Genomic DNA, 20,573 nt, shown 5'->3' on the forward strand with positions numbered 1-20,573 from the left:
TCGAGCCTAGGAGCGGGGCAGCCCAGGAGTATGGTCCATTTCCATGGCGAAATTCTGGGCCACTTCGGGTGTCGACCTGCACCTCGAACCGGGCCGCTCGGGCGGGCTGCGGCGCGGGCTGACCGACGCGCTGCGCGAGGCCGTCCGCACGGGGCGGCTCGCGCCGGGCACCCGGCTGCCGTCCTCCCGCTCCCTGGCCACGGACCTGGGCATCGCCCGCAACACGGTCGCCGACGCCTACGCCGACCTGGTCGCCGAGGGCTGGCTCACGGCCCGCCAGGGCTCAGGCACAAGAGTCTCCGACGACCTCACCCCGCACACGCCCCCGACCTCGGCAACCACCGCACCCGACCCCCAGCCATGGCTGATGACAGCCGTACGCCTGCCGGGAACCGAGGGTGCCGGGGGTGCGCACGGTGGTGCCGCCGGGGCGGCTGAACCGGGGCGCAGGGGGCGTGGCGGGGTCGGCGGAGCCGAGGCGGCGCGTGGCCGCGGAGAGCGGACGGCCGAGTTCGGGCCGGGCGGGGCCGGGGAAGGAGTGCGTCGGCGGGTCGGGGGAGCCCAGGGGGCGCACGGTGGCGACGCCGGGGCGGCTGAGTCGGGGTCGAGCGGGCGTGGCGGGGGCGGGGGAGCAGGGACGTACAGGGGTGGTGCCGGGGGTGCCGAGGCCGGGTGGGAGCGGTTGGTGCGGGAGGTGCGGGAGGTGCGGGAGGTGCGGGAGGTGCGGGAGGTGCCCGAGCCTGTGCACAGCCTTGTTCCCGGGGTGCCCGACCTCGTCGGGTTTCCCCGGGCCGAATGGCTCAAGGCCGGGCGGCGGGCCCTCGCCGCCGCCCCCGCGCGCGCCCTCGGCTACGGCGACCCCCGCGGCAGGCCCGAGCTGCGGTCCGCGCTCGCCGCCTACCTCTCCCGCGCCCGGGGCGTCCGCGCGCACCCCGACACCGTGCTGGTCTGCGCCGGCTTCTCCCACGCCCTGATGATCCTCGGCACGGTCCTGCGGGCCCGCGGCGCCCGCACGGTCGCCGTCGAGTCGTACGGCCTCGACGTCCACCGACGCCTCCTCACCGGCGCCGGACTCACCACCCGCCCCCTGCCGTACGACGAACTGTCCACCGACACGGCCGAGTTGGACGACGCGGACGCCGTACTCCTCACCCCCGCGCACCAGTTCCCGCTGGGCACGCCGCTGCACCCCGACCGGCGGGCCGCCGCCGTCGGCTGGGCCCGGCGCACCGGCGCGCTGGTCCTGGAGGACGACTACGACGGCGAGTTCCGCTACGACCGCCAGCCCGTCGGCGCGCTCCAGGGCCTCGACCCGGACCACGTGGTGTACGCCGGCACGGCGAGCAAGTCCCTCGCCCCCGGGCTGCGGCTGGGCTGGTTGGTGCTGCCGCCCGTGCTCGTCGAGGAGTGCGTCGCGGCGAAGGGCCACGTCGACGTCTGCGGTGTGCTCGACCAGCTGACACTGGCGGAGTTCCTGACCTCGGGGGCGTACGACCGCCACGTCCGCGCCGCCCGGCTGCGCTACCGGCGCCGCCGTGACGCCCTGGTCGACGCGCTCGCCGTCCGCGCCCCCGACGTCCGGGTCACCGGCATCGCGGCCGGACTCCACGCGGTGCTGCGCCTGCCGCCCGGCAGTGAGCAGGCCGTGGTCCAGGCCGCGGCGTGGCAGGGCCTGGCCCTCCACGGCCTGTCCGCCTTCCGCCACGAGTATGCCGTGACGCCCCCGGTGGACGCCCTGGTCGTCGGCTACGGCACCCCGTCGGACCACGCCTGGCCCGCGGCGCTGGAGGCCCTGTGCCGCGCACTCCCGTGACCGGCGCACGGGGCGACGAACGGCACGAGGCCCCGCGGGGGGACGGCGAAAGGCGGGGGTGGTCTCCCGCTCGCCCGGGATGATCTCTACGCTGGCCGGGAGTCGTTCATCGTCGGTCGATCCACGGGGGGTACGGGGAACATGGCGAACGCACGCAGGCAACTCCGGTCGGGCACGGTCGTCCTCGGGGGCATGGGCCTCCTCGCGGCCGCCCTCACCGCCTGCTCCTCCGACGCCGACAAGCGCTGCGTCGACCGCGACAGCTACAACCTCACCAAGGGCTACAAGGTCGTCTCCGACAAGAACTGCAAGTCCACCAAGACCGTGGTCGGCGGCGCCTGGTACTACGGCGGCAAGAAGAAGAGCGGCTGGGTCACCGACGGCTCCTTCACCAAGCCCGGCGGGGGCTCGGGCGGTTCGACCCGCACCACGCACGGCACGCACGGCGGCGGCGTGGACCGCGGCGGCTTCGGCCACGGCGGCGAGGGCGGCTCCGGCGGCTGAGCGCGGAAGTCACCGGACACCATGGAACGCCGCACGATCGCACCCCGCCCCGACTGGCAGCGCACGGTCGAGGAACAGGGCCTGATCTACCCGCTCACCCGCCACCCCGACAACTCCCTGCGCCCGTACTGGGACGAGAGCGCCTACTACGCGTTCACGCTCGACGAGGTCGAGGCGCTGGAGGAGGTCGTCGAGGAACTGCACCGCATGTGCCTGGCCGCCGCCGGGCACATCGTGCGCGAGGACCGCTTCGCCGACCTGGGCATCACCGACCCGCGCGTCGTCCGCGCGGTCGCCGAGGCGTGGCACCGCCGCGCCGAACTCCCCTCCGTCTACGGCCGCTTCGACCTCCGCCACGACGGCACCGGCCCGGCGAAGCTGCTGGAGTACAACGCCGACACCCCCACCTCCCTCGTCGAGGCCGCCTCACCCCAGTGGTTCTGGATGCGGGACCGCTTCCCCGGCGCCGACCAGTGGAACTCCCTCCACGAACGCCTCGTCGCCGCCTGGGAGAAGCAGTCCGCGCTGCTCCCGCCGGGCAGCCCCCTCTACTTCGCCCACTCGTCCGAGGACGAACTCGGCGAGGACCTGATGACGGTCGCCTACCTCAAGGAGACCGCGGAGCAGGCCGGCCTCGACACCGACTGGATCTCCATGGAGGAGATCGGCTGGGACCCCCTGTCGGAACGTTTCGTCGACAACCGGCTCCAGTTCATCCGCAGTTGCTTCAAGCTCTACCCCTGGGAATGGCTCACCACCGACCGCTTCGCCGCGCACGTCCTCGACACCCTGGACAACGGCGGCGGCACCGGCAGCACCCTGTGGATCGAGCCCGCCTGGAAGATGCTCCTCAGCAACAAGGCGCTCCTCGCGATCCTCTGGGAGCTGTACCCCGGCCACCCCAACCTGCTGCCCGCCCACCTGGACGGCCCCCGCGACCTCGCCGCCACCACCGGCTACGTCGCCAAGCCCCTCCTCGGCCGCGAGGGCGCCGGCGTCACGGTCCACGAGGCCGGCCGCCCGCCCGTGATCCGTGACGAACCCTGCTGCTACCAGGAGCTCGCGCCCCTGCCCGCCTTCGACGGCAACCACGTCGTCCTCGGCGCCTGGGTCGTCGACGGCGAGTCCGCGGGGCTCGGCATCCGCGAGTCCTCGGGCCTGGTCACCGACGAGTACGCCCGCTTCCTGCCCCACGTCATCCTCTGACCCCCTCGGCCCCGAGCACGCTCCGCAACCGGTCGAGGCCCCAGTCCAGGTCCTCCTCCGCGATCATCAGGGGCGGGGCGATCCTGACCGTGGCGCCGTGGGCGTCCTTCACCAGGACACCCCTCTCCACGAGCCGCTCCGACACCTGCCGGCCCGTGCCGACCGACGGCGCCACGTCCACCCCCGCCCACAGCCCGCGCCCCCGCACCGCCGTCACCGTCCCCGTGCCGGGCAGCGCCGCCAGCTCCCGGTGCAGACGCGCGCCCAGCTCCGCCGACCGCGCCTGGTACTCGCCCGACCGCAGCAGCGCGATCACCTCCAGCGCCACCGCGCAGGCCAGCGGATTCCCGCCGAACGTCGACCCGTGCTCACCCGGCCGGAACACCCCGAGCACCTCGGCGCTCGACACCACCGCCGACACCGGCACGATCCCGCCGCCCAGCGCCTTCCCCAGCACGTACACGTCCGGCACGACCCCCTCGTGCTCGCACGCGAACGTCCGCCCGGTCCGGCCGAGCCCCGACTGGATCTCGTCCGCCACGAACAGCACGTTCCGCTCCCGCGTCAGCTCCCGCACCCCCGGCAGATAACCCGCGGGCGGCACGATCACCCCGGCCTCGCCCTGGATCGGCTCGATTAGCACCGCCACCGTGTTCTCGGTGAGCGCCGACCGCATCGCCGTCAGGTCCCCGTACGGCACGATCTCGAACCCCGGTGTGTACGGCCCGAAGTCCGCCCGTGCCTCCGGGTCCGTCGAGAAGCTGATCACCGTCGTCGTACGCCCGTGGAAGTTGCCCCCCGCGACCACGATCTTCGCCATCTCCGCGGACACGCCCTTCACCCGGTACCCCCACTTGCGGGCCGTCTTGACCGCCGTCTCCACCGCCTCGGTGCCTGTGTTCATCGGCAGCACCAGCTCCATGCCGCACAGCTCCGCCAGCTGGGTGCAGAACGCCGCGAAACGGTCGTGGTGGAAGGCCCGCGAGGTCAGCGTCACCCGGTCCAGCTGCGCCTTCGCCGCCGCCACCAGCCGCGGGTTGCCGTGCCCGAAGTTCAGCGCCGAGTACCCCGCCAGCAGGTCCAGGTAGCGGCGCCCCTCCACGTCCGTCAGCCACGCCCCCTCCGCGCTCGCCACCACCACCGGCAGCGGACGGTAGGTGTGCGCGCTGTGGGCGTCGGCGGCGGCGATGAGCGTCTCCGTAGCGTTCACGGGCTCTCCAGAGGACCGAGGGAACGGGATGCGACCCCCATCCTGTCCTCGCTCGCATGGTGGACGCGGGACCTCCGCCGTCCGGCGTGCCCGGTAGGCTGGCCGACGGGCCGTGACTGGCGCGCTGGGATGGGACCGACCATCGGGGAGCGGCCCGAGCGGGAATCAGTGCCGTGCGCCTGGGCCGAACCGAGCACGCCGAACGCCATGTCCGGAGGTCCGATGCCTGAGAATTCCGCCCCCCTGTCTCCCGAGTCCACCGCCTTCCGCGCCGCCCTCGACGTGATCCGCGCCGTGGAGCCGCGCGTCGCCGACGCCATCGGCCAGGAGGTCCACGACCAGCGCGAGATGCTCAAGCTGATCGCCTCGGAGAACTACGCCTCCCCGGCGACGCTCCTCGCGATGGGCAACTGGTTCAGCGACAAGTACGCCGAGGGCACCGTCGGCCGCCGCTTCTACGCCGGCTGCCGCAACGTCGACACCGTCGAGTCCCTCGCCGCCGAGCACGCCCGCGAACTCTTCGGCGCCCGCCACGCCTACGTCCAGCCGCACTCCGGCATCGACGCCAACCTGGTCGCCTTCTGGGCCGTGCTCGCCCAGCGCGTCGAGACCCCCGCCCTGGAGAAGGCCGGCGTCCGCCAGGTCAACGACCTCTCCGAGGCCGACTGGGCCGAACTGCGCCAGGCGTTCGGCAACCAGCGCATGCTCGGCATGTCCCTGGACGCCGGCGGCCACCTCACCCACGGCTTCCGCCCGAACATCTCCGGCAAGATGTTCGACCAGCGCTCCTACGGCACGGACCCCGTCACCGGTCTCATCGACTACGACGCGCTGCGCGCCCAGGCCCGCGAGTTCAAGCCGCTGATCATCGTCGCCGGCTACTCCGCCTACCCGCGGCTCGTGAACTTCCGCGTCATGCGGGAGATCGCCGACGAGGTCGGCGCCACGCTCATGGTCGACATGGCCCACTTCGCGGGCCTCGTCGCCGGCAAGGTCCTCACCGGCGACTTCGACCCCGTCCCGCACGCCCAGATCGTCACCACGACCACCCACAAGTCGCTGCGCGGCCCGCGCGGCGGCATGGTCCTGTGCGACGACTCCCTCAAGGACCAGGTCGACCGCGGCTGCCCGATGGTCCTCGGCGGCCCGCTCCCGCACGTCATGGCCGCCAAGGCCGTCGCCCTCGCCGAGGCCCGGCAGCCCTCCTTCCAGGACTACGCCCGGCGGATCGTCGACAACTCCCGCGCCCTCGCCGAGGGCCTGACGCGGCGCGGCGCCACCCTCGTCACCGGCGGCACCGACAACCACCTCAACCTGATCGACGTCGCCGGTTCCTACGGGCTCACCGGCCGCCAGGCCGAGGCCGCCCTGCTGGACTCCGGCATCGTCACCAACCGCAACGCGATCCCGGCCGACCCCAACGGCGCCTGGTACACCTCCGGCATCCGCATCGGCACCCCCGCCCTGACCACCCGTGGCCTGGGCACCGCCGAGATGGACGAGGTCGCCGGCCTCATCGACCGCGTCCTCACCGCGGCCGAGCCCGGCACCACCGCCAAGGGCACGCCCTCCAAGGCGCAGCACGTCCTCGACCCGAAGATCGCGGACGAGGTCGCCCACCGGGCCACGGACCTCGTCGCGGGCTTCCCCCTCTACCCGCAGGTCGACCTGGGCTGACCCGCCGGGACCGGCCCCAGGGCCTCGCCCGGGCCGGGTCCGACCGCCTAGGGCGTGTTTCGAAAGTCCCGCCTGGCCCGCGACGCCTGGCACGCACACTCGCCGCGTTGTCGGAACGCCCAAGTACATCCAGTACGAGGACGATCCTCCGCCTTGCGATTGCACGCACCAGACGCCGCGGGCCCCGCCCTCCGGGCGGACGGCGCTACTTTCGAAACACGCCCTAGAGGTCGATCAGTTCCTGCCGTGGCTCCTCGCGTGGCGGGCCGGTGTTCCGCCGGCGCGCCACGCGGCGTATCAGGAGACCGCCCGCCGCCCCGGCCACCAGGCCGGGCACGGCCCACCACGCCTCCTCCGGCACCCGCCCCCCGTCCGCCGGGGCGGCCCTCGGGGCGGAGTCCGGCAGCCCGAACAGTCCGCGCCGCTCCGCCTGCCGGAAGGCCGCGCGCGGCGCCCGGTGCCAGCGGACGTCGTCGTCCGCCACGTCCGGCGCCGGGTCCGAGCGCACCCACGGCGTGCCGTCGTCGGCGACGAACAGCTGGTCCTGCCGCTCCATCGCCACGTCGCCGCCCGGCGCCCGGCGGGTCTGCGGCCAGCCGCCGACGCCCGTCAGCCCCCACACCACCGTGAACCGCACCGCCGGGTACCGGCCGTGTGTCCAGGCGTCCGGCACCCGCTCCGTGCCCGTGTACGCAGGCTGGAGCAGCTCCCGGAGCCGGGCGAAGTCCGGCTGCCCCGCCCGCAGCGTCTGCGACCGCCCGGTGTCCGACACCACCAGCGCCAGATCGGGCACGTCCCCCGGGGCCGGGGACGCGGCCGACGCGACGGCCGGCACGGCGCACAGCGCCCCCAGCGCCACGGCCACCACCGCGCGGGCTCCGGCCCTCCCCCTCGCTCCCATCGGCCCCCCTTCCGTCCCGGCCAGTATCCGCCCGGACGCGGTTCCCGCCGGTTTCCGACCGGTCCCCGGGACCTGAGAGAATGGTGAGCATGGCCTCTGACAGTCCCCGCGTGCTCTCCGGGATCCAGCCCACCGCAGGCTCGTTCCACCTCGGCAACTACCTCGGTGCCGTCCGCCAGTGGGTGGCCCTGCAGGAGACCCACGACGCGTTCTACATGGTCGTCGACCTGCACGCGATCACGATCCCGCAGGACCCGGCCGAGCTGCGCGCCAACACCCGGCTCGCCGTCGCCCAGCTCCTCGCGGCCGGTCTCGACCCCGAGCGCTGCACGCTGTTCGTCCAGAGCCACGTCCCGGAGCACGCCCAGCTCGCCTGGGTCATGAACTGCCTCACCGGCTTCGGCGAGGCGTCCCGCATGACCCAGTTCAAGGACAAGTCCGCCAAGCAGGGCGCCGACCGGGCGTCGGTCGGCCTGTTCACGTACCCGATCCTCCAGGTCGCCGACATCCTGCTCTACCAGGCCAACGAGGTCCCGGTGGGCGAGGACCAGCGCCAGCACATCGAGCTGACGCGCGACCTCGCGGAGCGGTTCAACGGGCGGTTCGGCGAGACCTTCACCGTCCCGAAGCCGTACATCCTCAAGGAGACGGCGAAGATCTACGACCTCCAGGACCCGGCGGTCAAGATGAGCAAGTCGGCCTCCACGCCGAAGGGCCTCATCAACCTCCTGGACGAGCCGGGGACCACCGCGAAGAAGGTCAGGAGCGCGGTCACCGACACCGACACGGTCATCCGCTACGACGTCGAGCGGAAGCCGGGTGTGAGCAATCTGCTGACCATCTACTCGACGCTCACCGGGACGGGCATCGCCGACCTGGAGGCGCGCTACGAGGGCAAGGGGTACGGCGCGCTCAAGACCGACCTCGCCGAGGTCATGGTGGAGTTCGTGACGCCGTTCCGCGAGCGCACGCAGCAGTACCTGGACGACCCCGAGACCCTCGACTCGATCCTCGCCAAGGGCGCGGAGAAGGCGCGCGCGGTCGCCGCGGAGACGCTGTCCCGGGCGTACGAGCGGGTGGGCTTCCTGCCCGCCAAGCACTGAGGCGCACGACCGCACACACGTACGCCCGGCGGAGCGCCGCACATCACTTCGGCTGCGCCTGCCCAGAGCACAGCCGTGGCCGTACAGTCGATAGCCGGACGGCCGAGTACGAATCCGGCACCACAGCCGAGACGACGACAGGAGACGACGTGGGGACCGTAACGATCGGCGTGTCGATCGCGGTCCCGGAGCCTCACGGCAGCCTGCTCCAGGAGCGGCGCGCGGGCTTCGGCGACGCCGCGGCCCACGGCATCCCCACGCACGTCACGCTGCTGCCGCCCACGGAGATCGACGCGGGACTGCTCCCGGCGGTCGATGCGCATCTCACCGAGGTCGCCTCGGTGGGCCGGCCCTTCCCGATGCGACTGTCCGGCACGGGCACCTTCCGGCCGCTGTCGCCGGTGGTCTTCGTGCAGGTGGTGCGGGGCGCCGAGGCGTGCGCCCGGTTGCAGGCCAAGGTCCGTGACCCCGCGGGGCCGGTGGCGCGGGAACTCCAGTTCCCCTACCACCCGCACGTCACGGTGGCGCACTGCATCGACGAGGCGGCCATGGACCGGGCCTTCCACGAACTGGCCGACTTCGAGGCCGAGTGGCCGTGCGCCGGCTTCGCGCTCTACGAACAGGGCGCCGACGGCGTGTGGCGCAAGCTCCGCGAATTCCCCTTCGGCAGTGCGGTGGTCCCCCCGCAGGTGGCCCCGCACACGGACCGCGACACCATCGCCAGCCGCTGACGCCCGCGACGGATCGACCGCCCGCGACGGACCGTCAGAGCGGCAGACGGCGGAACAGGGGCCTGGGCAGGTGGCGCAGGGCCGCCATCACCGGACGGAGGGCGGCGGGCGCCCACACCGTCTCCGAGCGGCGGCGCAGGCCCAGTTCGACGGCAGCGGCCACCGCCTCCGGGGTGGTCGCCATCGGCGCCTCGTCGAGGCCGGCGGTCATGGCCGTACGGACGAAGCCGGGGCGCACGACCATCACATGGACGCCCGTGCCGTGCAGCGCGTCGCCGAGCCCCTGGGCGAACGCGTCGAGGCCGGCCTTGCTGGAACCGTAGATGAAGTTGGAGCGGCGGGCCCGCTCCCCGGCGACGGACGACAGCACCACCAGCGAGCCGTGCCCCTGCTCCTGGAGCGCCGCCGCCGAGACGAGACCGGCGGACACCGCGCCCGTGTAGTTGGTCTGCGCCACCCGCACCGCCCCGGCCGGCTCCCGCTCGTCGCGCGCCTGGTCGCCGAGGACGCCGAAGGCCAGCAGCACCATGTCGACGTCGCCCTCGGCGAAGACCTTGCCGAGCACCGGCTCGTGGGAGCCGGTCTCCAGCGCGTCGAAGGCGACGGTGCGCACGTCCGCCCCCAGGGCGCGCAGGCCCTCGGCGGCCCGTTCGAGGCCGGGTGACGGACGCCCCGCGAGCCATACCGTGCGGGTGCGGCGGGCGATCAGACGGCGGGCGGTGGCGAGCGCGATCTCGGACGTACCGCCGAGGACGAGCAGGGACTGGGGGATGCCGAAGGCGTCCTTCACGACAACTCCTTCACGACGGTTCCTTCGAGCGGGGCCGAGCGGGGCGAGCCGGGCCGAGTGGGGGGCCGAGCGGGGCGAGCCGGGCCGAGTGGGGGGCGGGGCGTGGGGCGGCGTGGGGCCTCACAGGGCGAGCCGGCGGGCCAGGTCCGAGACGAACACCCCGCGCGGGTCGAGTTCCGCGCGCAGCGCCCGGAACTCGGCGAGCCGGGGGTACATCGGGGCGAGCAGCTCCGGCCGCAGCCGGGAGTCCTTGGCGAGGTAGACGCGCCCGCCGGCGGCGGCCACCTCGGTGTCCAGCTCGTCGAGGAAGGCGCCGAGGCCGGGCAGGCCCGCCGGGATGTCCAGGGCGAGCGTCCAGCCGGGCACGGGGAAGGACAGCCAGCCGGGATCGGCCTCGCCGAAGCGCTTGAGGACGGCGAGGAAGGAGGGGCAGCGGCGTTCGGAGATGCGGCGCACGATCCCGCGCAGCGTCTCCTCCCGGCCGTGTCCGACGACGAACTGGTACTGCACGAAGCCGCCGCGGCCGTAGACCCGGTTCCAGTGGGGCACGCCGTCGAGGGGGTGGAAGAAGGCCGAGAGGCGCTGGACCTCGCCGGTGCGCGCGCGGGGCGCCCTGCGGTACCAGAACTCGTTGAACAGCCCGACGGTGGTGCGGCCGAGCAGCCCCTCGGGGACGAACGCGGGGGCGGCCGGCAGCTGCCGGGGCCGGAAGGACAGCGGGCGCCGCCACGCGCGGCCGCCCTCGCGCAGGGCCTCGCGGGGCGCGTGGTCGCCGCGGGTGAGGACGGCGCGGCCGGTCGCGGCGCCCCGGGCGAGCAGGTCGATCCAGGCGACCGAGTAGCGGTAGCGGTGGTCGCCGGTGGTCAGCCGGGCCATCAGGTCGTCGAGGTCGCCCGCGCGTTCGGTGTCGACGGCCATGTACGACGTCTCGACCGGCAGCAGCCGCACGGTGGCCGTGAGGATCACCCCGGTCAGCCCCATGCCGCCCGTGGTCGCGTCGAACAGGGGCGTGCCGCGGCCCACGGCGTGGATCTCCCCGTCGGCGGTGAGGAGTTCGAAGGACAGGACGTGCCGGGAGAAGGACCCGGAGACATGGTGGTTCTTGCCGTGGATGTCGGCGCCGATCGCCCCGCCGACGGTCACGTGCCGGGTGCCGGGCGTCACCGGGACGAACCAGCCGAGGGGGAGCAGGACCTCCATCAGCCGGTGCAGGGAGACCCCGGCGTCGCACAGGACGGTGCCGCCGTCGGCGTCGATCGCGTGGATGCGGTCGAGGCCGGTCATGTCGAGGACGGCGCCGCCGGCGTTCTGTGCCGCGTCCCCGTAGGCCCGCCCCAGGCCCCGGGCGATGCCTCCGCGGTGACCGCAGTCCCGTACGGCGGCCACCGCCTCCTCGTAGGTCCGCGGGCGGACCAGCCGGGCGGAGGTGGGGGCGGTGCGGCCCCACCCGGTGACGGGAACCGTGTCTCCAGACATGGGGGTGACCGTATCGCCCCTTATGGTGCGTTTGATTCATGGACATCGCATCTCTCCCCGAAATGGGTGATTAATGGGATGTCGCTCAATATTGCCGTAGTTCCGACGGCGTCGGCGTGAACAGTGAGTCCACATGGACGACATGGACGATCTCGACCACCGGATCCTCTCCGCGCTCCGCGCCCACGGTGCCGATCCTCGCGTCGCGTCCGCCGCACGCGCCCTGTCCCTGGCCGGCGAACACGCGGCGCTGTGGCTGGCGACGGGCCTCGCCGGAGCCGCCGTGGACGGCGCGCGACGCGGCTCCTGGGTGCGCGGCACGGCGCTCGTCGCGGGCGCGCACGTCGCCAGCATGGGCGTGAAGCGTGTCGTGCGCCGTGCCCGCCCCACCCACGTCACCCCCCTGGTGCGCACCGCGGGCCGGCACTCCTTCCCCAGTTCGCACGCCGCCTCCGCCACCGCCGCCGCGGTCGCCCTGGGGGCCCTCGGGGCGTACGGGGTGCGGCCGTTGGCCGCCGCGATGTGTCTGTCCCGTCTGGTCGCCGGGGTCCACTACCCCTCCGACGTGGCCGCCGGCGCCGCCCTGGGGGCGCTCACGGCGCGACTCGGGGCGCACTGGATGCTGCACGGCGCACAGAGCGCACACAGCGCGCACGGCGTACGGCCCGGCGCGCGGAGCGTACAACACGGCTCGTCCGGCGAAGGGGGGCGCCCATGACCGAGACCGCGCCCCTGACCGACACCGCGCGCCCCGGCGAAACGGCCCTCCCCGAGCGGCGCACGCCCCCCGCGCCCACCCACGTCCACCCGTCCGCGCGCACCCCCCTCGCGCTGGCGGCCGGCCTGCTGCGCACCACCCGCCCCAAGCAGTGGGTCAAGAACACCCTCGTCGTCGCCGCCCCCGCTGCCGCGGGCCAGCTGTTCTCCCGGCACGCCCTGGCCCATCTCGCGCTCGTCTTCGCCCTGTTCACCGCGTGCGCCGCCGCCGTGTATCTGATCAACGACGCCCGGGACGCCGAGGCGGACCGCGCCCACCCCACCAAGTGCCGCCGCCCGGTCGCCGCCGGCGTCGTCCCCGTCCCCCTCGCGTACGGCGTGGGAGGCGCCCTGGCCGTCCTGGCGCCGGTTGCCGCGGCCTGGCTCACCCCGCCGCTGGTCCCGGCGCTCCTGACGGCCTACCTGGGCCTCCAACTGGCCTACTGCGTCAGCCTCAAGCACGTCCTGGTCGTCGATCTCGTCGTCGTCTCCACCGGCTTCCTGATGCGCGCGGTGATCGGCGGGATCGCGCTCGGCATCCCGCTGTCGCGCTGGTTCCTGATCACCACCGGGTTCGGCGCGCTGTTCATGGTGGCGGCCAAGCGCTACTCCGAGGCCGTCCAGCTGGCCGGGAAGGCGGGCGCCACCCGCGCGCTGCTCACCGAGTACACCCCCGGCTACCTCCGCTTCGTCTGGCAGCTCGCCGCCGGCGTCGCCGTGCTGGGCTACTGCATGTGGGCCCTGGAGGAGGGCGGTGTGCCGCACACGAGCGTGCTGCCCTGGCGCCAGCTGTCCATGGTCGCCTTCATCCTCGCGGTCCTGCGCTACGCCGTCTTCGCCGACCGGGGCACCGCGGGCGAGCCCGAGGAGGTCGTCCTCGGCGACCGCGCCCTCGCCCTGATCGGCCTCGGCTGGCTCGCCATGTACGCGCTGGCGGTGGCCAATTGGTGAGCGGGGTCCGCACCGCCCGCCGTGAACTGCTCGGCTTCGCGGGCGCCGGACTCGTCGCCTACGCCGTCGACCTCGCCCTGTTCCTCTGTCTGCGCGGCCCCGCCGGTCTCGACCCGCTGGCCGCCAAGGCCCTCTCCTTCGTCGCGGGATGCAGCGTCGCGTACGCGGGCAACGCCCTCGGCACCTACCGGCACACCCGGCCCCGCGGTCTGCGCCCGTACGCCGCCTTCGTGGCCGTGAACGTCGCGGGCGCCCTCGTGCAGCTGCTCTGCCTCGCCGTCAGCCACTACGGCCTCGGGCTCACCTCGCGGCGCGCGGACGTCGTCTCCGGCGCCGGGATCGGCATGGCCCTGGCCACCGCCCTGCGGTTCTGGGGTACACGGACATGGGTGTTCGGGAACGGGGGCAGAGTCGGATCATGGACTGGCTGAAGAGGCTCCCCGGTGTCGGGCCGGTCGTCGTACGGCTCATGACCACACACGTGTGGCGGTCGTACGAGCGCCTCGACCGGGTCAAGTGGACCCGGCTGGCCGCCGCGATGACGTTCATCAGCTTCATCGCCCTGTTCCCGCTGCTGACGGTGGCCGCCGCCGTCGCCGCGGCCACGCTCGGCCCCGAGCGGCAGAAGGCCCTGGAGGACAAGATCGCCGACCAGGTGCCGGGCATCTCCGAGCAGTTGGACCTCCAGTCCCTGGTGCACAACGCCGGCACGGTCGGCCTCATCGCCGGTGCCGTCCTGCTGTTCGCGGGCATCGGCTGGGTCGGGCAGATGCGCGACTGCCTGCGCGCGGTGTGGGAGCTGCCCGACCCCGAGGAGAACCCCGTCCTGCGCAAGGGCAAGGACGCGGGCGTGCTCGTCGGCCTCGGCGGCGCGCTCGTGCTGACGCTCGCCGCCTCCGCCGTCGCCTCGGCCGCCGTCGGCTGGATCGCCCGCCAACTGGGCCTGGTCGAGCACGGCTGGGGCACCTTTCTGCTGCGGACCGCCGCGTTCGCCGTCGCCGTGCTCGCCGACTTCCTCGTGCTGCTCTACGTGCTGACCCTGCTGCCCGGGGTCGAGCCGCCGCGCGGCCGTCTTGCCGTGGCCGCGCTGATCGGCGCGGTCGGCTTCGAACTCCTCAAGCTGCTGCTCAGCGGCTACATCCAGGGCGTCGCCGCGAAGAGCATGTACGGCGCGTTCGGCACCCCCGTGGCCCTGCTGCTGTGGATCAACTTCACCTCGAAACTGGTCCTGTTCTGCGCCGCGTGGACGGCGACGCCCGACGGGGGCGACGAGGCGGACGTCACGGACGTGGAGAGCGGCGGCGCACCAGATCCGGCAGCGGCCAGCGCCGGTTGACCAGGAACACCCCGCCCGCGAGCAGCACCAGCAGCCCGCCGGTGATCGCCAACGCGATCCCGACGCCGCTGGACGTGCCCCCGTCGGTCGCGCTCGCCACGGGCTTCCCGTCGACGGAGCCGGTGCCCTCGCCCGCGTCCTTCCCGGCCTGCTTCCCGCCCACCGGGGACGCGCTCGCGCCCGGCTGCGCGGAGGGCGACGCGGCGCTCCTCGGCGGCACCAGCTCGCCCACCGGCTGCACCTTGCCGACCGCCTGGAAGCCCCAGTCGAACAGCTTGGCGGTCTCCTTGTAGACCTCGTTGTGCTCGTTCTTCTCCGGCTTCATCACCGTGACGAGCAGCACCTTGCCGTTGCGTTCGGCGACGCCGGTGAAGGTGGCGCCCGCGTTGGTGGTGTTGCCGTTCTTGACGCCCGCGATGCCCTGGTAGACGGGGACGTCGCTGTCGCCGCTCAGCATCCGGTTGGTGTTCTGGATCTCGAAGGAGTCCCGGACCGTCTTCCCCTTCTTCTTCGTCGTCTCCCCGGGGAACTTGGCCCGCACGGTCGAGCAGTACTCCCGGAAGTCCTTCTTCTGGAGCCCGGAGCGAGCGAACAGCGACAGGTCGTACGCCGAGGAGACCTGGCGCGGCGCGTCGTAGCCGTCGGGGCTGACCACGTTCGTGTCGAGCGCCTGGAGTTCGTCCGCGTGGGCCTGCATGTCCTTGACGGTCTGCGCGACGCCGCCGTTCATCGCGGACAGCACGTGCACCGCGTCGTTGCCGGAGCGCAGGAAGACACCGAGCCACAGGTCGTGGACCGCGTAGGTCTCGTCCTCCTTTATCCCGACCAGGCTGGAGCCCGCGCCGATGCCCGCGAGGTCGCTCGGCGCCACCTTGTGCTCGGTCGACGCGGGGAAGCGGGGCAGCAGGGTGTCGGCGAACAGCATCTTCAGGGTGCTCGCCGGCGGCAGCCGCCAGTGCGCGTTGTGGGACGCCAGCACCTCGCCCGACTCCGCGTCGGAGACGATCCAGGAACGCGCCGTCAGGTCCTTCGGCAGCACGGGGACACCGCTGCCCAGGTTGACCTGGGTGCCGGCCGCGCCGAGGCGGGCGCCGCCGACCGTCGACATGCCCGCCGGGGGAGTGGCCGACGGAGTCGTCGAGGGCTTCGGGGCCGCGACGGCCGCGGGTCCGGCGAGCGCGGTCAGCGCGGTGAACGAAACGGACAACAAGGCAGCGGAAACGACCATCAAGGATCGCTTGGTGGTCTTCTTGGGAGCGGGCACGGTCGAGAACGTACCTGCCGCGGCGCGTGAAGTCCCGTTCGCCCTCCCACCCCGGGCAAGGAACAGGCCGGTCGGCGGCGATACTGGAGCCATGAAGCTCAGCCGCCCGGTCTCCTGGTTCCTGCTCGTCTTCGGGGTGTGGAGCTGGGTCATCTGGGTCACTTTCTACTAGCAACTACCCTGCACCCGTACCCCACTCATGCGCCGAGGGGTCGAACGAACGAGCGGGTCTCGAAGTCTAGACGTCAGGCAGGGTGTGAGCGTTCCACCTCGGGTCGTCGGGATGCCCGAACGCACCATGGCTCCTGACGTGTGGCAGGTTTCCATAGTGCTGCCCTTCGTGTTTGTGAGAATGGGCGAAGCCCCTGATGCGCGACGGGGGAGGCGTACATCAGGGGCTTCCTTCTGAGTCGGGGAGACCTGTCGTCAGTTCCCCGATTCAGGGTCGAAATAGTCGCTACTGAGCACGCGCCCGTAGTCGACATATTCGCGACGGAAAGAATCGTGCCCGGTCCGCCCCGTGTGCCGATGTGCCCATTCGTGGGCGACGTTGACAGTGCCTAGAGGGCCCGAATCGGCCTTGCATCCGGCAGTCGTGCAGAACATCGTTACTGATACTCCGCCGTCCGGATCGTCCAGGATGGCCATTACTGTGAATTGGTAAGTGCGGGCCCTGCCGTCGGCGCCGACCCGTATAACGCTTCCGCTCACAGGTGTTCGGTCAGATCATCAGTCGACCCGTTTTCGAGGTATGCCGTGTGCGGGTGCTTTCTGATCTCCGCTGCGGTAGCCCATAGGGTCGTGTAGTCGGCTCGTTGCTTCGCTTCTGACCTGATCGTTTCGAACGTGCTGCACACGCGACAGTCGGGTTGCGGTGTGCCTTCCTCAAGCCATGAGTCAAGGTCTAGCTCTACAAAGGCACCGATGTACCGCTTCGGTTCCTGGACAGACACAGCCCACCATCCCAACTCGTCGTGTTCGAGACGACGTTAGGAAGGCGGGCCGAGTTTGTCTCTACTCCTTTGGAACGCCACCCAGCGGAAGGGGTAGCTAGCTCAGAGCTCGTACCGCACCGCCCCCGCCAACTCGCGCATTTCGGGGGTCAGCGTGCGTCGTTGCGTCACGATCTTTCCGACAATGTCCCGCGCGTACCGCTGAGTAGGAAGCCACTCGGGCGAGTCGTCTTGGATCTCGCGCAGCTTGCTGACCGCCTCCGCGTACTGCCCGGTTTTCACGTAGGCGTCGGCCACGTCCAGGAAGTGACGGTTCCTGTTGTTGCTCGTGGGCTTCAGCCCTGCCACGGGCACGCGTTCCGCGAGCCGAAGTACTATGTCCGGGCGCCCGATGACACTCGCGTTTTCGGCTGCCTTGAGCTTGACCGTTGTCGGTCCGAACGTCATCAGGAAGTCGTCCTTGGGGGTGTACTCCCTCCCCATGGCCACAGCGGCGGACGTCGCGAACTTGAGTGCATCCTCAGCCTGTCCGGGCTGACCGTTCCTGATGGCTGCGGCGGACACACGGAGGAGTAGCCAACCCCAGGTTGCTAGTTCAGCCGGTGTTGCGCGCGAGATTCGGGGCTCTGTCTCGTCGGCCCACTTCACCGATAGGTCGTACGCCTTCGCAAGCTCACCGCGCCGGAGTAGAAGCCAGCACATTGTGCTCACGGTGGCGGCGCCTTCCAGGCGATCCGATGAGTCGTCCAGGGCGCGCGTGAGTGCCGTCTCTGCGGCCTCGAACTGTCGTGTCTGGACCATGAGCCACCCGGCAAGCTGAAGCAGCCTCACGCGGACGGCACGGCCTTCCGACCCCAGGGCTTCCGCGTCCCGCAGCAACGGCGGCAGTACCGCGGACAGCTCAGCGAATTTGTCCCCGGTGAACAGTGGTAGCGCGTCGTTCAACGCGCGCCTCATGCCCCCGACGGTTGGGGGTTCCGCGTCTGTGGCGAGTAGTGCCGGCGGACGCTCGATCGCATCGCGCACCCTTTTCCACTTGTCGCCGTTTTCCTGGGGAACGTCTTCTTCGTCCCCGCCGTTGGCCAGCCGTGCAGTCGTCACCCGCAGAGACACGGCGAGTTTCCGCAGTGTTTCCATGCGGGCAGTCTTGGACTTGCCCTGTTCTAGTGCCTTGATCGTGTCGAGTGAGACCCCGGACGCTTCAGCCAACTCGCGCTGTGACAGCCCCCGGAGCTTCCTCACTTCTTTGAGGCTCTGCCCCGTGGTACCCATACCTTGAGGGTACGACCGGGGCGGCAGAGACGGCATGGAAAAGCCCCGCACGGATGACCGAACGGGGCTCCGTCGCTACGCGCAGAACGATTCCTTGACGGCGCTCACAATCTGGTCCGTCTGGTCATCCGTCAGCGACGGTACGTTGCCGCCCTCGAACCGGAGCTTGGCCATGTCGTGCACCTGCGCGTCCGTGTAGCTTCCCGCTGTCATGGTCTGGCAGGTTGACTGCGAACGGCGTACGGCCCTGTCCTCGTTCACGACAAGCCCAGGGTCGACGGCGCGGAGTGCAGTGATGAGCGTGCGCGTCTGGGCCGCGTTGGGCGACGGGATGGCAGGTGCGGCAGACGCGGTCGGCGCAGAGCTGCGTACAGGTGTGGACGGTTTATCGTCCGCCTTGTCAGTGTCCCCTCCGCACCCGGTGAGTACGGCGACGGAAGCGGCAGCGAGTGCGGTCAGCGCGAGGCTGCGCGGCATGGTTCCCCCCATGTGCTTGCAGCGTGCAGGAACCGTGATCGTAGCGTGTAGGTGCGACCTTGCCCCGCCCATGTGTGTGATCCGGACGGGGCTTGGCTTTGGGCTATACGTCGGTTCGGTTCACCCAGTTGGGGACGTCCGGCCGCTTCCCTACCTCACAGGCGTAGTCCAACACCGCAGTGAGCTTCGCGGCCTCTTCGTAGTCACCGCGGTCTTCTATCTCATTGGCCCGTAGATCAAGTGCGGGGAGCAGCTCAGCCTCAGTCGCTTCGCTCTCGTCGTCTTCGGGCAGTGTTGCCCACTCCAGTGCAACCCGCTCCTTGATCGGAATGTACTTCTTCGTTTCGGGGTCGCGCCCCACACCCACGAGGACGCTGTCAAGGAAGAACGCAAGGAACTCCCGGCGTGCGTACACGTCCCACTGTGCCCAGACGCTTTCAGCGCTTAGTGGGTCGGTGCCGCTGAACCACTCGTTCGGTACCCGGGTGCTGCTGCTAATCGATTCGTCAAGCTCCGCGAGGCGGGCTACGCACTCACTCTCGTAAGTGCGGTACTGCAAGACGGTTGCACGCCATGTTGCAAGCTCGTCCCTGCCCTGGTACAGCCCCGCTTTGCGGTCCGCTTGCAGGTCCGTGATGGACCGGCGGACGTTGTCAAGGTGCGCTTGTGTCTCGCGCCGCTCGTCAGCCACGCCGGCCAAGTCGCGTTGGCGCGCGAACCTGTCCGCTGCCGCTGCCACCCATGCGCGGTCGTCCTTGTCGTCCATATCGGCCGTGTGGAGCCGCGCCCATACTTGTCGGGCAACGTAGTCGTCCAACTCGCTGCGCTTGATGGTCAGCCCGCCGTGCCCCTTTGGGTTGGAGCACATGTAGGCGCCTTCCGCTAGTTCGCCATTGCGCTTGCGTCCGCCCTGGGATTGCCCCATTGAGCCCCCACATACGCGGCATCCCAGGAATCGCCACCCGCTCAGAAGGGTTGGCTTCACTTCGGCTCCGGGTTTGCGGGCGGGGCTGACCTTGCCGCTTCGCTTCTCCTGTAGTTCAAGCCACCGTGAGCCGCTGATAATGCCTGTGTGCGGGGTGAGGGGCTTTCCGGAAGGGTCGCGTCTGATGATGTTGACGTGTGCCTTCCCGTGCTTTACACGCTCGTATGCGAAGCCTCCGATGGCGGGGTGGTTGAGAATCCATCGGACCGTTTGCGCACGCCACATGACCGGCTTTTCGGCCCCGTTGAGGCGGCGTTGCTGAATGGACTTGAGGCGCTTTTCTGTGGCGCGTCGTTCGGCCATTCCAGGGGCGGGGATCTTCTCCTTCTCAAGCGTCGTCGCGATTTTGTTGTCTGACACTCCATCAAACGCCATGTTGACCATGCGCTCAACGATCTCGACGTGTTCGGGATTTTCGTCGTCCGGCTCAAGCACAGAGATAACGAGTTTCCCCACCTTCTTTCGTACGGCCTTCATGCCGAACGGTGGGGTTGACGAGTGCACACCGCCCAGTGCGGCAATCCCGTCTTTGGCACCCTTGAGGCGTTCCACCTTCAGGTCACTGTCCTGTTTCGCAAGCGCAGCGATCAGGGCGAAGATGGCGACCCCGATTGGGGTGGACGTGTCAAGGAACGGTTCGAGTACGGACATGAAGCGGACGCCGTGCTTCTTGAATTCCTTGTCAATGTCAAGGGCGTCGTGTGCTCCCTTGCGCGTGAGTCGAGACAGCTCGTTGACCGCGACAACGTCAGCTTCGCCGGCCCGAACCCCGGTCATCATGCGTTCGAAGTCGGCGCGGACGACGTTGGGGTCCCACCCGGACCGGCCCACGTCCACGAACTCACCTACGATGACCCAGGGGACGCCACCCTGCATGTTCCGGGACTCGACAACGGCGCGGCCGGCCGCCAGCTGCGCCTTCGTTGAGACTTCGGAGCCGTCCGTTCGAGCCGATGACTGACGGGCGTACAGGAAGACGCGAATCACGTCGAGCTGGGTGTCAGGGACGTCGGGGGAGAGGAAGGGTGCCATGCCAGGATCATCAACGGCGTACTTCTGGGTGCACCTGCTGCTGGCGGTCGTTTCCTTCGTATGGGGGACGGTCATCGGGGGCATCGGGTTGCGTGGTCTGCGCGCACTGCGCCGGACGTCATAACGGGGATGTGGG

General features: G+C 71.1%; 20 protein-coding genes and 1 riboswitch. Of the genes, 12 read left to right on the forward strand and 8 right to left on the reverse strand.

Annotated features, from left to right (window positions below):
• Positions 1-43: 43 nt before the first annotated feature.
• The 3 genes from AB0F77_RS09635 (at position 44) to AB0F77_RS09645 (ending at position 3,523) form a co-directional block, all read left to right on the forward strand.
• A complete protein-coding gene (locus AB0F77_RS09635) occupies positions 44-1,813 on the forward strand; it encodes a PLP-dependent aminotransferase family protein (RefSeq protein WP_361944133.1) in 1,770 nt (589 codons plus the stop codon).
• A 141-nt stretch (positions 1,814-1,954) separates the two neighbouring features.
• Entirely contained in the window at positions 1,955-2,317 is a 363-nt protein-coding gene (locus AB0F77_RS09640) for a hypothetical protein (protein WP_361944137.1), read from the forward strand.
• A 21-nt stretch (positions 2,318-2,338) separates the two neighbouring features.
• Positions 2,339-3,523: a glutathionylspermidine synthase family protein gene (locus AB0F77_RS09645; protein WP_361944140.1), complete on the forward strand. Its 1,185-nt coding sequence runs from the start codon at positions 2,339-2,341 to the stop codon at positions 3,521-3,523.
• Here AB0F77_RS09645 and rocD read toward each other — a convergent pair.
• A complete protein-coding gene (rocD, locus tag AB0F77_RS09650) occupies positions 3,513-4,733 on the reverse strand; it encodes an ornithine--oxo-acid transaminase (protein WP_361944143.1) in 1,221 nt (406 codons plus the stop codon). The two genes, AB0F77_RS09645 and rocD, sit on opposite strands and share 11 nt — an antisense overlap.
• A 102-nt stretch (positions 4,734-4,835) precedes the next feature.
• A riboswitch (ZMP/ZTP riboswitch) is annotated at positions 4,836-4,925 on the forward strand.
• Positions 4,926-4,955: 30 nt separating this feature from the next.
• Here rocD and AB0F77_RS09655 point away from each other — a divergent pair.
• Entirely contained in the window at positions 4,956-6,410 is a 1,455-nt protein-coding gene (locus tag AB0F77_RS09655; protein ID WP_361944146.1) for a glycine hydroxymethyltransferase, read from the forward strand.
• Between the two features lie 223 nt (positions 6,411-6,633).
• Here the strand turns inward: AB0F77_RS09655 and AB0F77_RS09660 are convergent, their stop codons facing one another.
• Positions 6,634-7,311, reverse strand: a complete 678-nt coding sequence (locus tag AB0F77_RS09660) for a hypothetical protein (protein ID WP_361944149.1) — start codon at positions 7,309-7,311, stop codon at positions 6,634-6,636.
• A gap of 89 nt (positions 7,312-7,400) precedes the next feature.
• Between AB0F77_RS09660 and trpS the strand changes: the two genes are divergently transcribed.
• Both trpS and AB0F77_RS09670 read left to right on the forward strand, forming a co-directional pair.
• Positions 7,401-8,414, forward strand: a complete 1,014-nt coding sequence (gene trpS, locus AB0F77_RS09665; protein WP_361944152.1) for a tryptophan--tRNA ligase — start codon at positions 7,401-7,403, stop codon at positions 8,412-8,414.
• Between the two features lie 149 nt (positions 8,415-8,563).
• Positions 8,564-9,145: a 2'-5' RNA ligase family protein gene (locus AB0F77_RS09670; protein WP_361944155.1), complete on the forward strand. Its 582-nt coding sequence runs from the start codon at positions 8,564-8,566 to the stop codon at positions 9,143-9,145.
• Between the two features lie 34 nt (positions 9,146-9,179).
• On the opposite strand, the gene AB0F77_RS09675 is transcribed toward AB0F77_RS09670, so the two are convergent.
• Both AB0F77_RS09675 and AB0F77_RS09680 read right to left on the reverse strand, forming a co-directional pair.
• Positions 9,180-9,935: a decaprenylphospho-beta-D-erythro-pentofuranosid-2-ulose 2-reductase gene (locus AB0F77_RS09675; protein ID WP_361944158.1), complete on the reverse strand. Its 756-nt coding sequence runs from the start codon at positions 9,933-9,935 to the stop codon at positions 9,180-9,182.
• Positions 9,936-10,055: 120 nt separating this feature from the next.
• The gene (locus tag AB0F77_RS09680) at positions 10,056-11,411 is read right to left on the reverse strand and encodes an FAD-binding oxidoreductase (protein ID WP_361944161.1); all 1,356 of its coding nucleotides are present in this window, start codon (positions 11,409-11,411) and stop codon (positions 10,056-10,058) included.
• A 133-nt stretch (positions 11,412-11,544) separates the two neighbouring features.
• Between AB0F77_RS09680 and AB0F77_RS09685 the strand changes: the two genes are divergently transcribed.
• Genes AB0F77_RS09685 through AB0F77_RS09700 form a run of 4 tightly spaced genes read left to right on the forward strand, consistent with a single transcriptional unit; the run spans position 11,545 to position 14,454 of the window.
• On the forward strand, positions 11,545-12,129 hold the full coding sequence (locus tag AB0F77_RS09685; protein ID WP_361944164.1) for a phosphatase PAP2 family protein: 585 nt from the start codon (positions 11,545-11,547) through the stop codon (positions 12,127-12,129).
• The gene (locus AB0F77_RS09690) at positions 12,126-13,118 is read left to right on the forward strand and encodes a decaprenyl-phosphate phosphoribosyltransferase (RefSeq protein WP_361944167.1); all 993 of its coding nucleotides are present in this window, start codon (positions 12,126-12,128) and stop codon (positions 13,116-13,118) included. Before AB0F77_RS09685 ends, AB0F77_RS09690 begins: the two co-directional genes overlap by 4 nt.
• Positions 13,112-13,549 (forward strand): GtrA family protein, encoded by a 438-nt coding sequence (locus tag AB0F77_RS09695; protein ID WP_361944170.1) that lies wholly within the window; start codon positions 13,112-13,114, stop codon positions 13,547-13,549. The genes AB0F77_RS09690 and AB0F77_RS09695 overlap by 7 nt, the downstream gene beginning before the upstream one ends.
• Entirely contained in the window at positions 13,537-14,454 is a 918-nt protein-coding gene (locus tag AB0F77_RS09700; protein WP_361944173.1) for a YihY/virulence factor BrkB family protein, read from the forward strand. The genes AB0F77_RS09695 and AB0F77_RS09700 overlap by 13 nt, the downstream gene beginning before the upstream one ends.
• On the opposite strand, the gene AB0F77_RS09705 is transcribed toward AB0F77_RS09700, so the two are convergent.
• Positions 14,399-15,718 (reverse strand): D-alanyl-D-alanine carboxypeptidase, encoded by a 1,320-nt coding sequence (locus AB0F77_RS09705; RefSeq protein WP_361944176.1) that lies wholly within the window; start codon positions 15,716-15,718, stop codon positions 14,399-14,401. The two genes, AB0F77_RS09700 and AB0F77_RS09705, sit on opposite strands and share 56 nt — an antisense overlap.
• Between AB0F77_RS09705 and AB0F77_RS09710 the strand changes: the two genes are divergently transcribed.
• Positions 15,645-15,890 (forward strand): hypothetical protein, encoded by a 246-nt coding sequence (locus AB0F77_RS09710; protein WP_361944295.1) that lies wholly within the window; start codon positions 15,645-15,647, stop codon positions 15,888-15,890. The two genes, AB0F77_RS09705 and AB0F77_RS09710, sit on opposite strands and share 74 nt — an antisense overlap.
• An 883-nt stretch (positions 15,891-16,773) precedes the next feature.
• Here AB0F77_RS09710 and AB0F77_RS09715 read toward each other — a convergent pair.
• The 3 genes from AB0F77_RS09715 to AB0F77_RS09725 form a co-directional block, all read right to left on the reverse strand.
• A complete protein-coding gene (locus tag AB0F77_RS09715; protein WP_361944179.1) occupies positions 16,774-17,943 on the reverse strand; it encodes a helix-turn-helix transcriptional regulator in 1,170 nt (389 codons plus the stop codon).
• Between the two features lie 75 nt (positions 17,944-18,018).
• Positions 18,019-18,156: a hypothetical protein gene (locus AB0F77_RS09720; RefSeq protein WP_361944182.1), complete on the reverse strand. Its 138-nt coding sequence runs from the start codon at positions 18,154-18,156 to the stop codon at positions 18,019-18,021.
• 367 nt (positions 18,157-18,523) lie between these two features.
• A complete protein-coding gene (locus AB0F77_RS09725) occupies positions 18,524-20,437 on the reverse strand; it encodes a recombinase family protein (protein ID WP_361944185.1) in 1,914 nt (637 codons plus the stop codon).
• Here AB0F77_RS09725 and AB0F77_RS09730 point away from each other — a divergent pair.
• Positions 20,436-20,561 carry a hypothetical protein gene (locus tag AB0F77_RS09730; protein WP_361944298.1) on the forward strand — a complete coding sequence of 42 codons (126 nt, stop codon included), beginning with the start codon at positions 20,436-20,438 and terminating at the stop codon, positions 20,559-20,561. The two genes, AB0F77_RS09725 and AB0F77_RS09730, sit on opposite strands and share 2 nt — an antisense overlap.
• Positions 20,562-20,573: the final 12 nt, after the last annotated feature.

Source organism: Streptomyces sp. NPDC026672 (assembly GCF_040638185.1).
Taxonomy (GTDB): Bacteria; Actinomycetota; Actinomycetes; order Streptomycetales; family Streptomycetaceae; genus Streptomyces.

What these genes read in the sequence shown, in the direction of transcription:
- AB0F77_RS09640 (WP_361944137.1), top strand. Translation starts at nt 1,955, where the DNA reads ATGGCGAACGCACGCAGGCAACTCCGGTCGGGCACGGTCGTCCTCGGG.
- trpS (WP_361944152.1), top strand. Translation starts at nt 7,401, where the DNA reads ATGGCCTCTGACAGTCCCCGCGTGCTCTCCGGGATCCAGCCCACCGCA.
- AB0F77_RS09725 (WP_361944185.1), bottom strand. Translation starts at nt 20,437, where the DNA reads ATGGCACCCTTCCTCTCCCCCGACGTCCCTGACACCCAGCTCGACGTG.
- AB0F77_RS09635 (WP_361944133.1), top strand. Translation starts at nt 44, where the DNA reads ATGGCGAAATTCTGGGCCACTTCGGGTGTCGACCTGCACCTCGAACCG.
- AB0F77_RS09685 (WP_361944164.1), top strand. Translation starts at nt 11,545, where the DNA reads ATGGACGACATGGACGATCTCGACCACCGGATCCTCTCCGCGCTCCGC.
- AB0F77_RS09690 (WP_361944167.1), top strand. Translation starts at nt 12,126, where the DNA reads ATGACCGAGACCGCGCCCCTGACCGACACCGCGCGCCCCGGCGAAACG.
- AB0F77_RS09655 (WP_361944146.1), top strand. Translation starts at nt 4,956, where the DNA reads ATGCCTGAGAATTCCGCCCCCCTGTCTCCCGAGTCCACCGCCTTCCGC.
- AB0F77_RS09700 (WP_361944173.1), top strand. Translation starts at nt 13,537, where the DNA reads ATGGACTGGCTGAAGAGGCTCCCCGGTGTCGGGCCGGTCGTCGTACGG.
- AB0F77_RS09680 (WP_361944161.1), bottom strand. Translation starts at nt 11,411, where the DNA reads ATGTCTGGAGACACGGTTCCCGTCACCGGGTGGGGCCGCACCGCCCCC.
- AB0F77_RS09660 (WP_361944149.1), bottom strand. Translation starts at nt 7,311, where the DNA reads ATGGGAGCGAGGGGGAGGGCCGGAGCCCGCGCGGTGGTGGCCGTGGCG.
- AB0F77_RS09730 (WP_361944298.1), top strand. Translation starts at nt 20,436, where the DNA reads ATGCCAGGATCATCAACGGCGTACTTCTGGGTGCACCTGCTGCTGGCG.
- AB0F77_RS09715 (WP_361944179.1), bottom strand. Translation starts at nt 17,943, where the DNA reads ATGGGTACCACGGGGCAGAGCCTCAAAGAAGTGAGGAAGCTCCGGGGG.
- AB0F77_RS09645 (WP_361944140.1), top strand. Translation starts at nt 2,339, where the DNA reads ATGGAACGCCGCACGATCGCACCCCGCCCCGACTGGCAGCGCACGGTC.
- AB0F77_RS09720 (WP_361944182.1), bottom strand. Translation starts at nt 18,156, where the DNA reads ATGACAGCGGGAAGCTACACGGACGCGCAGGTGCACGACATGGCCAAG.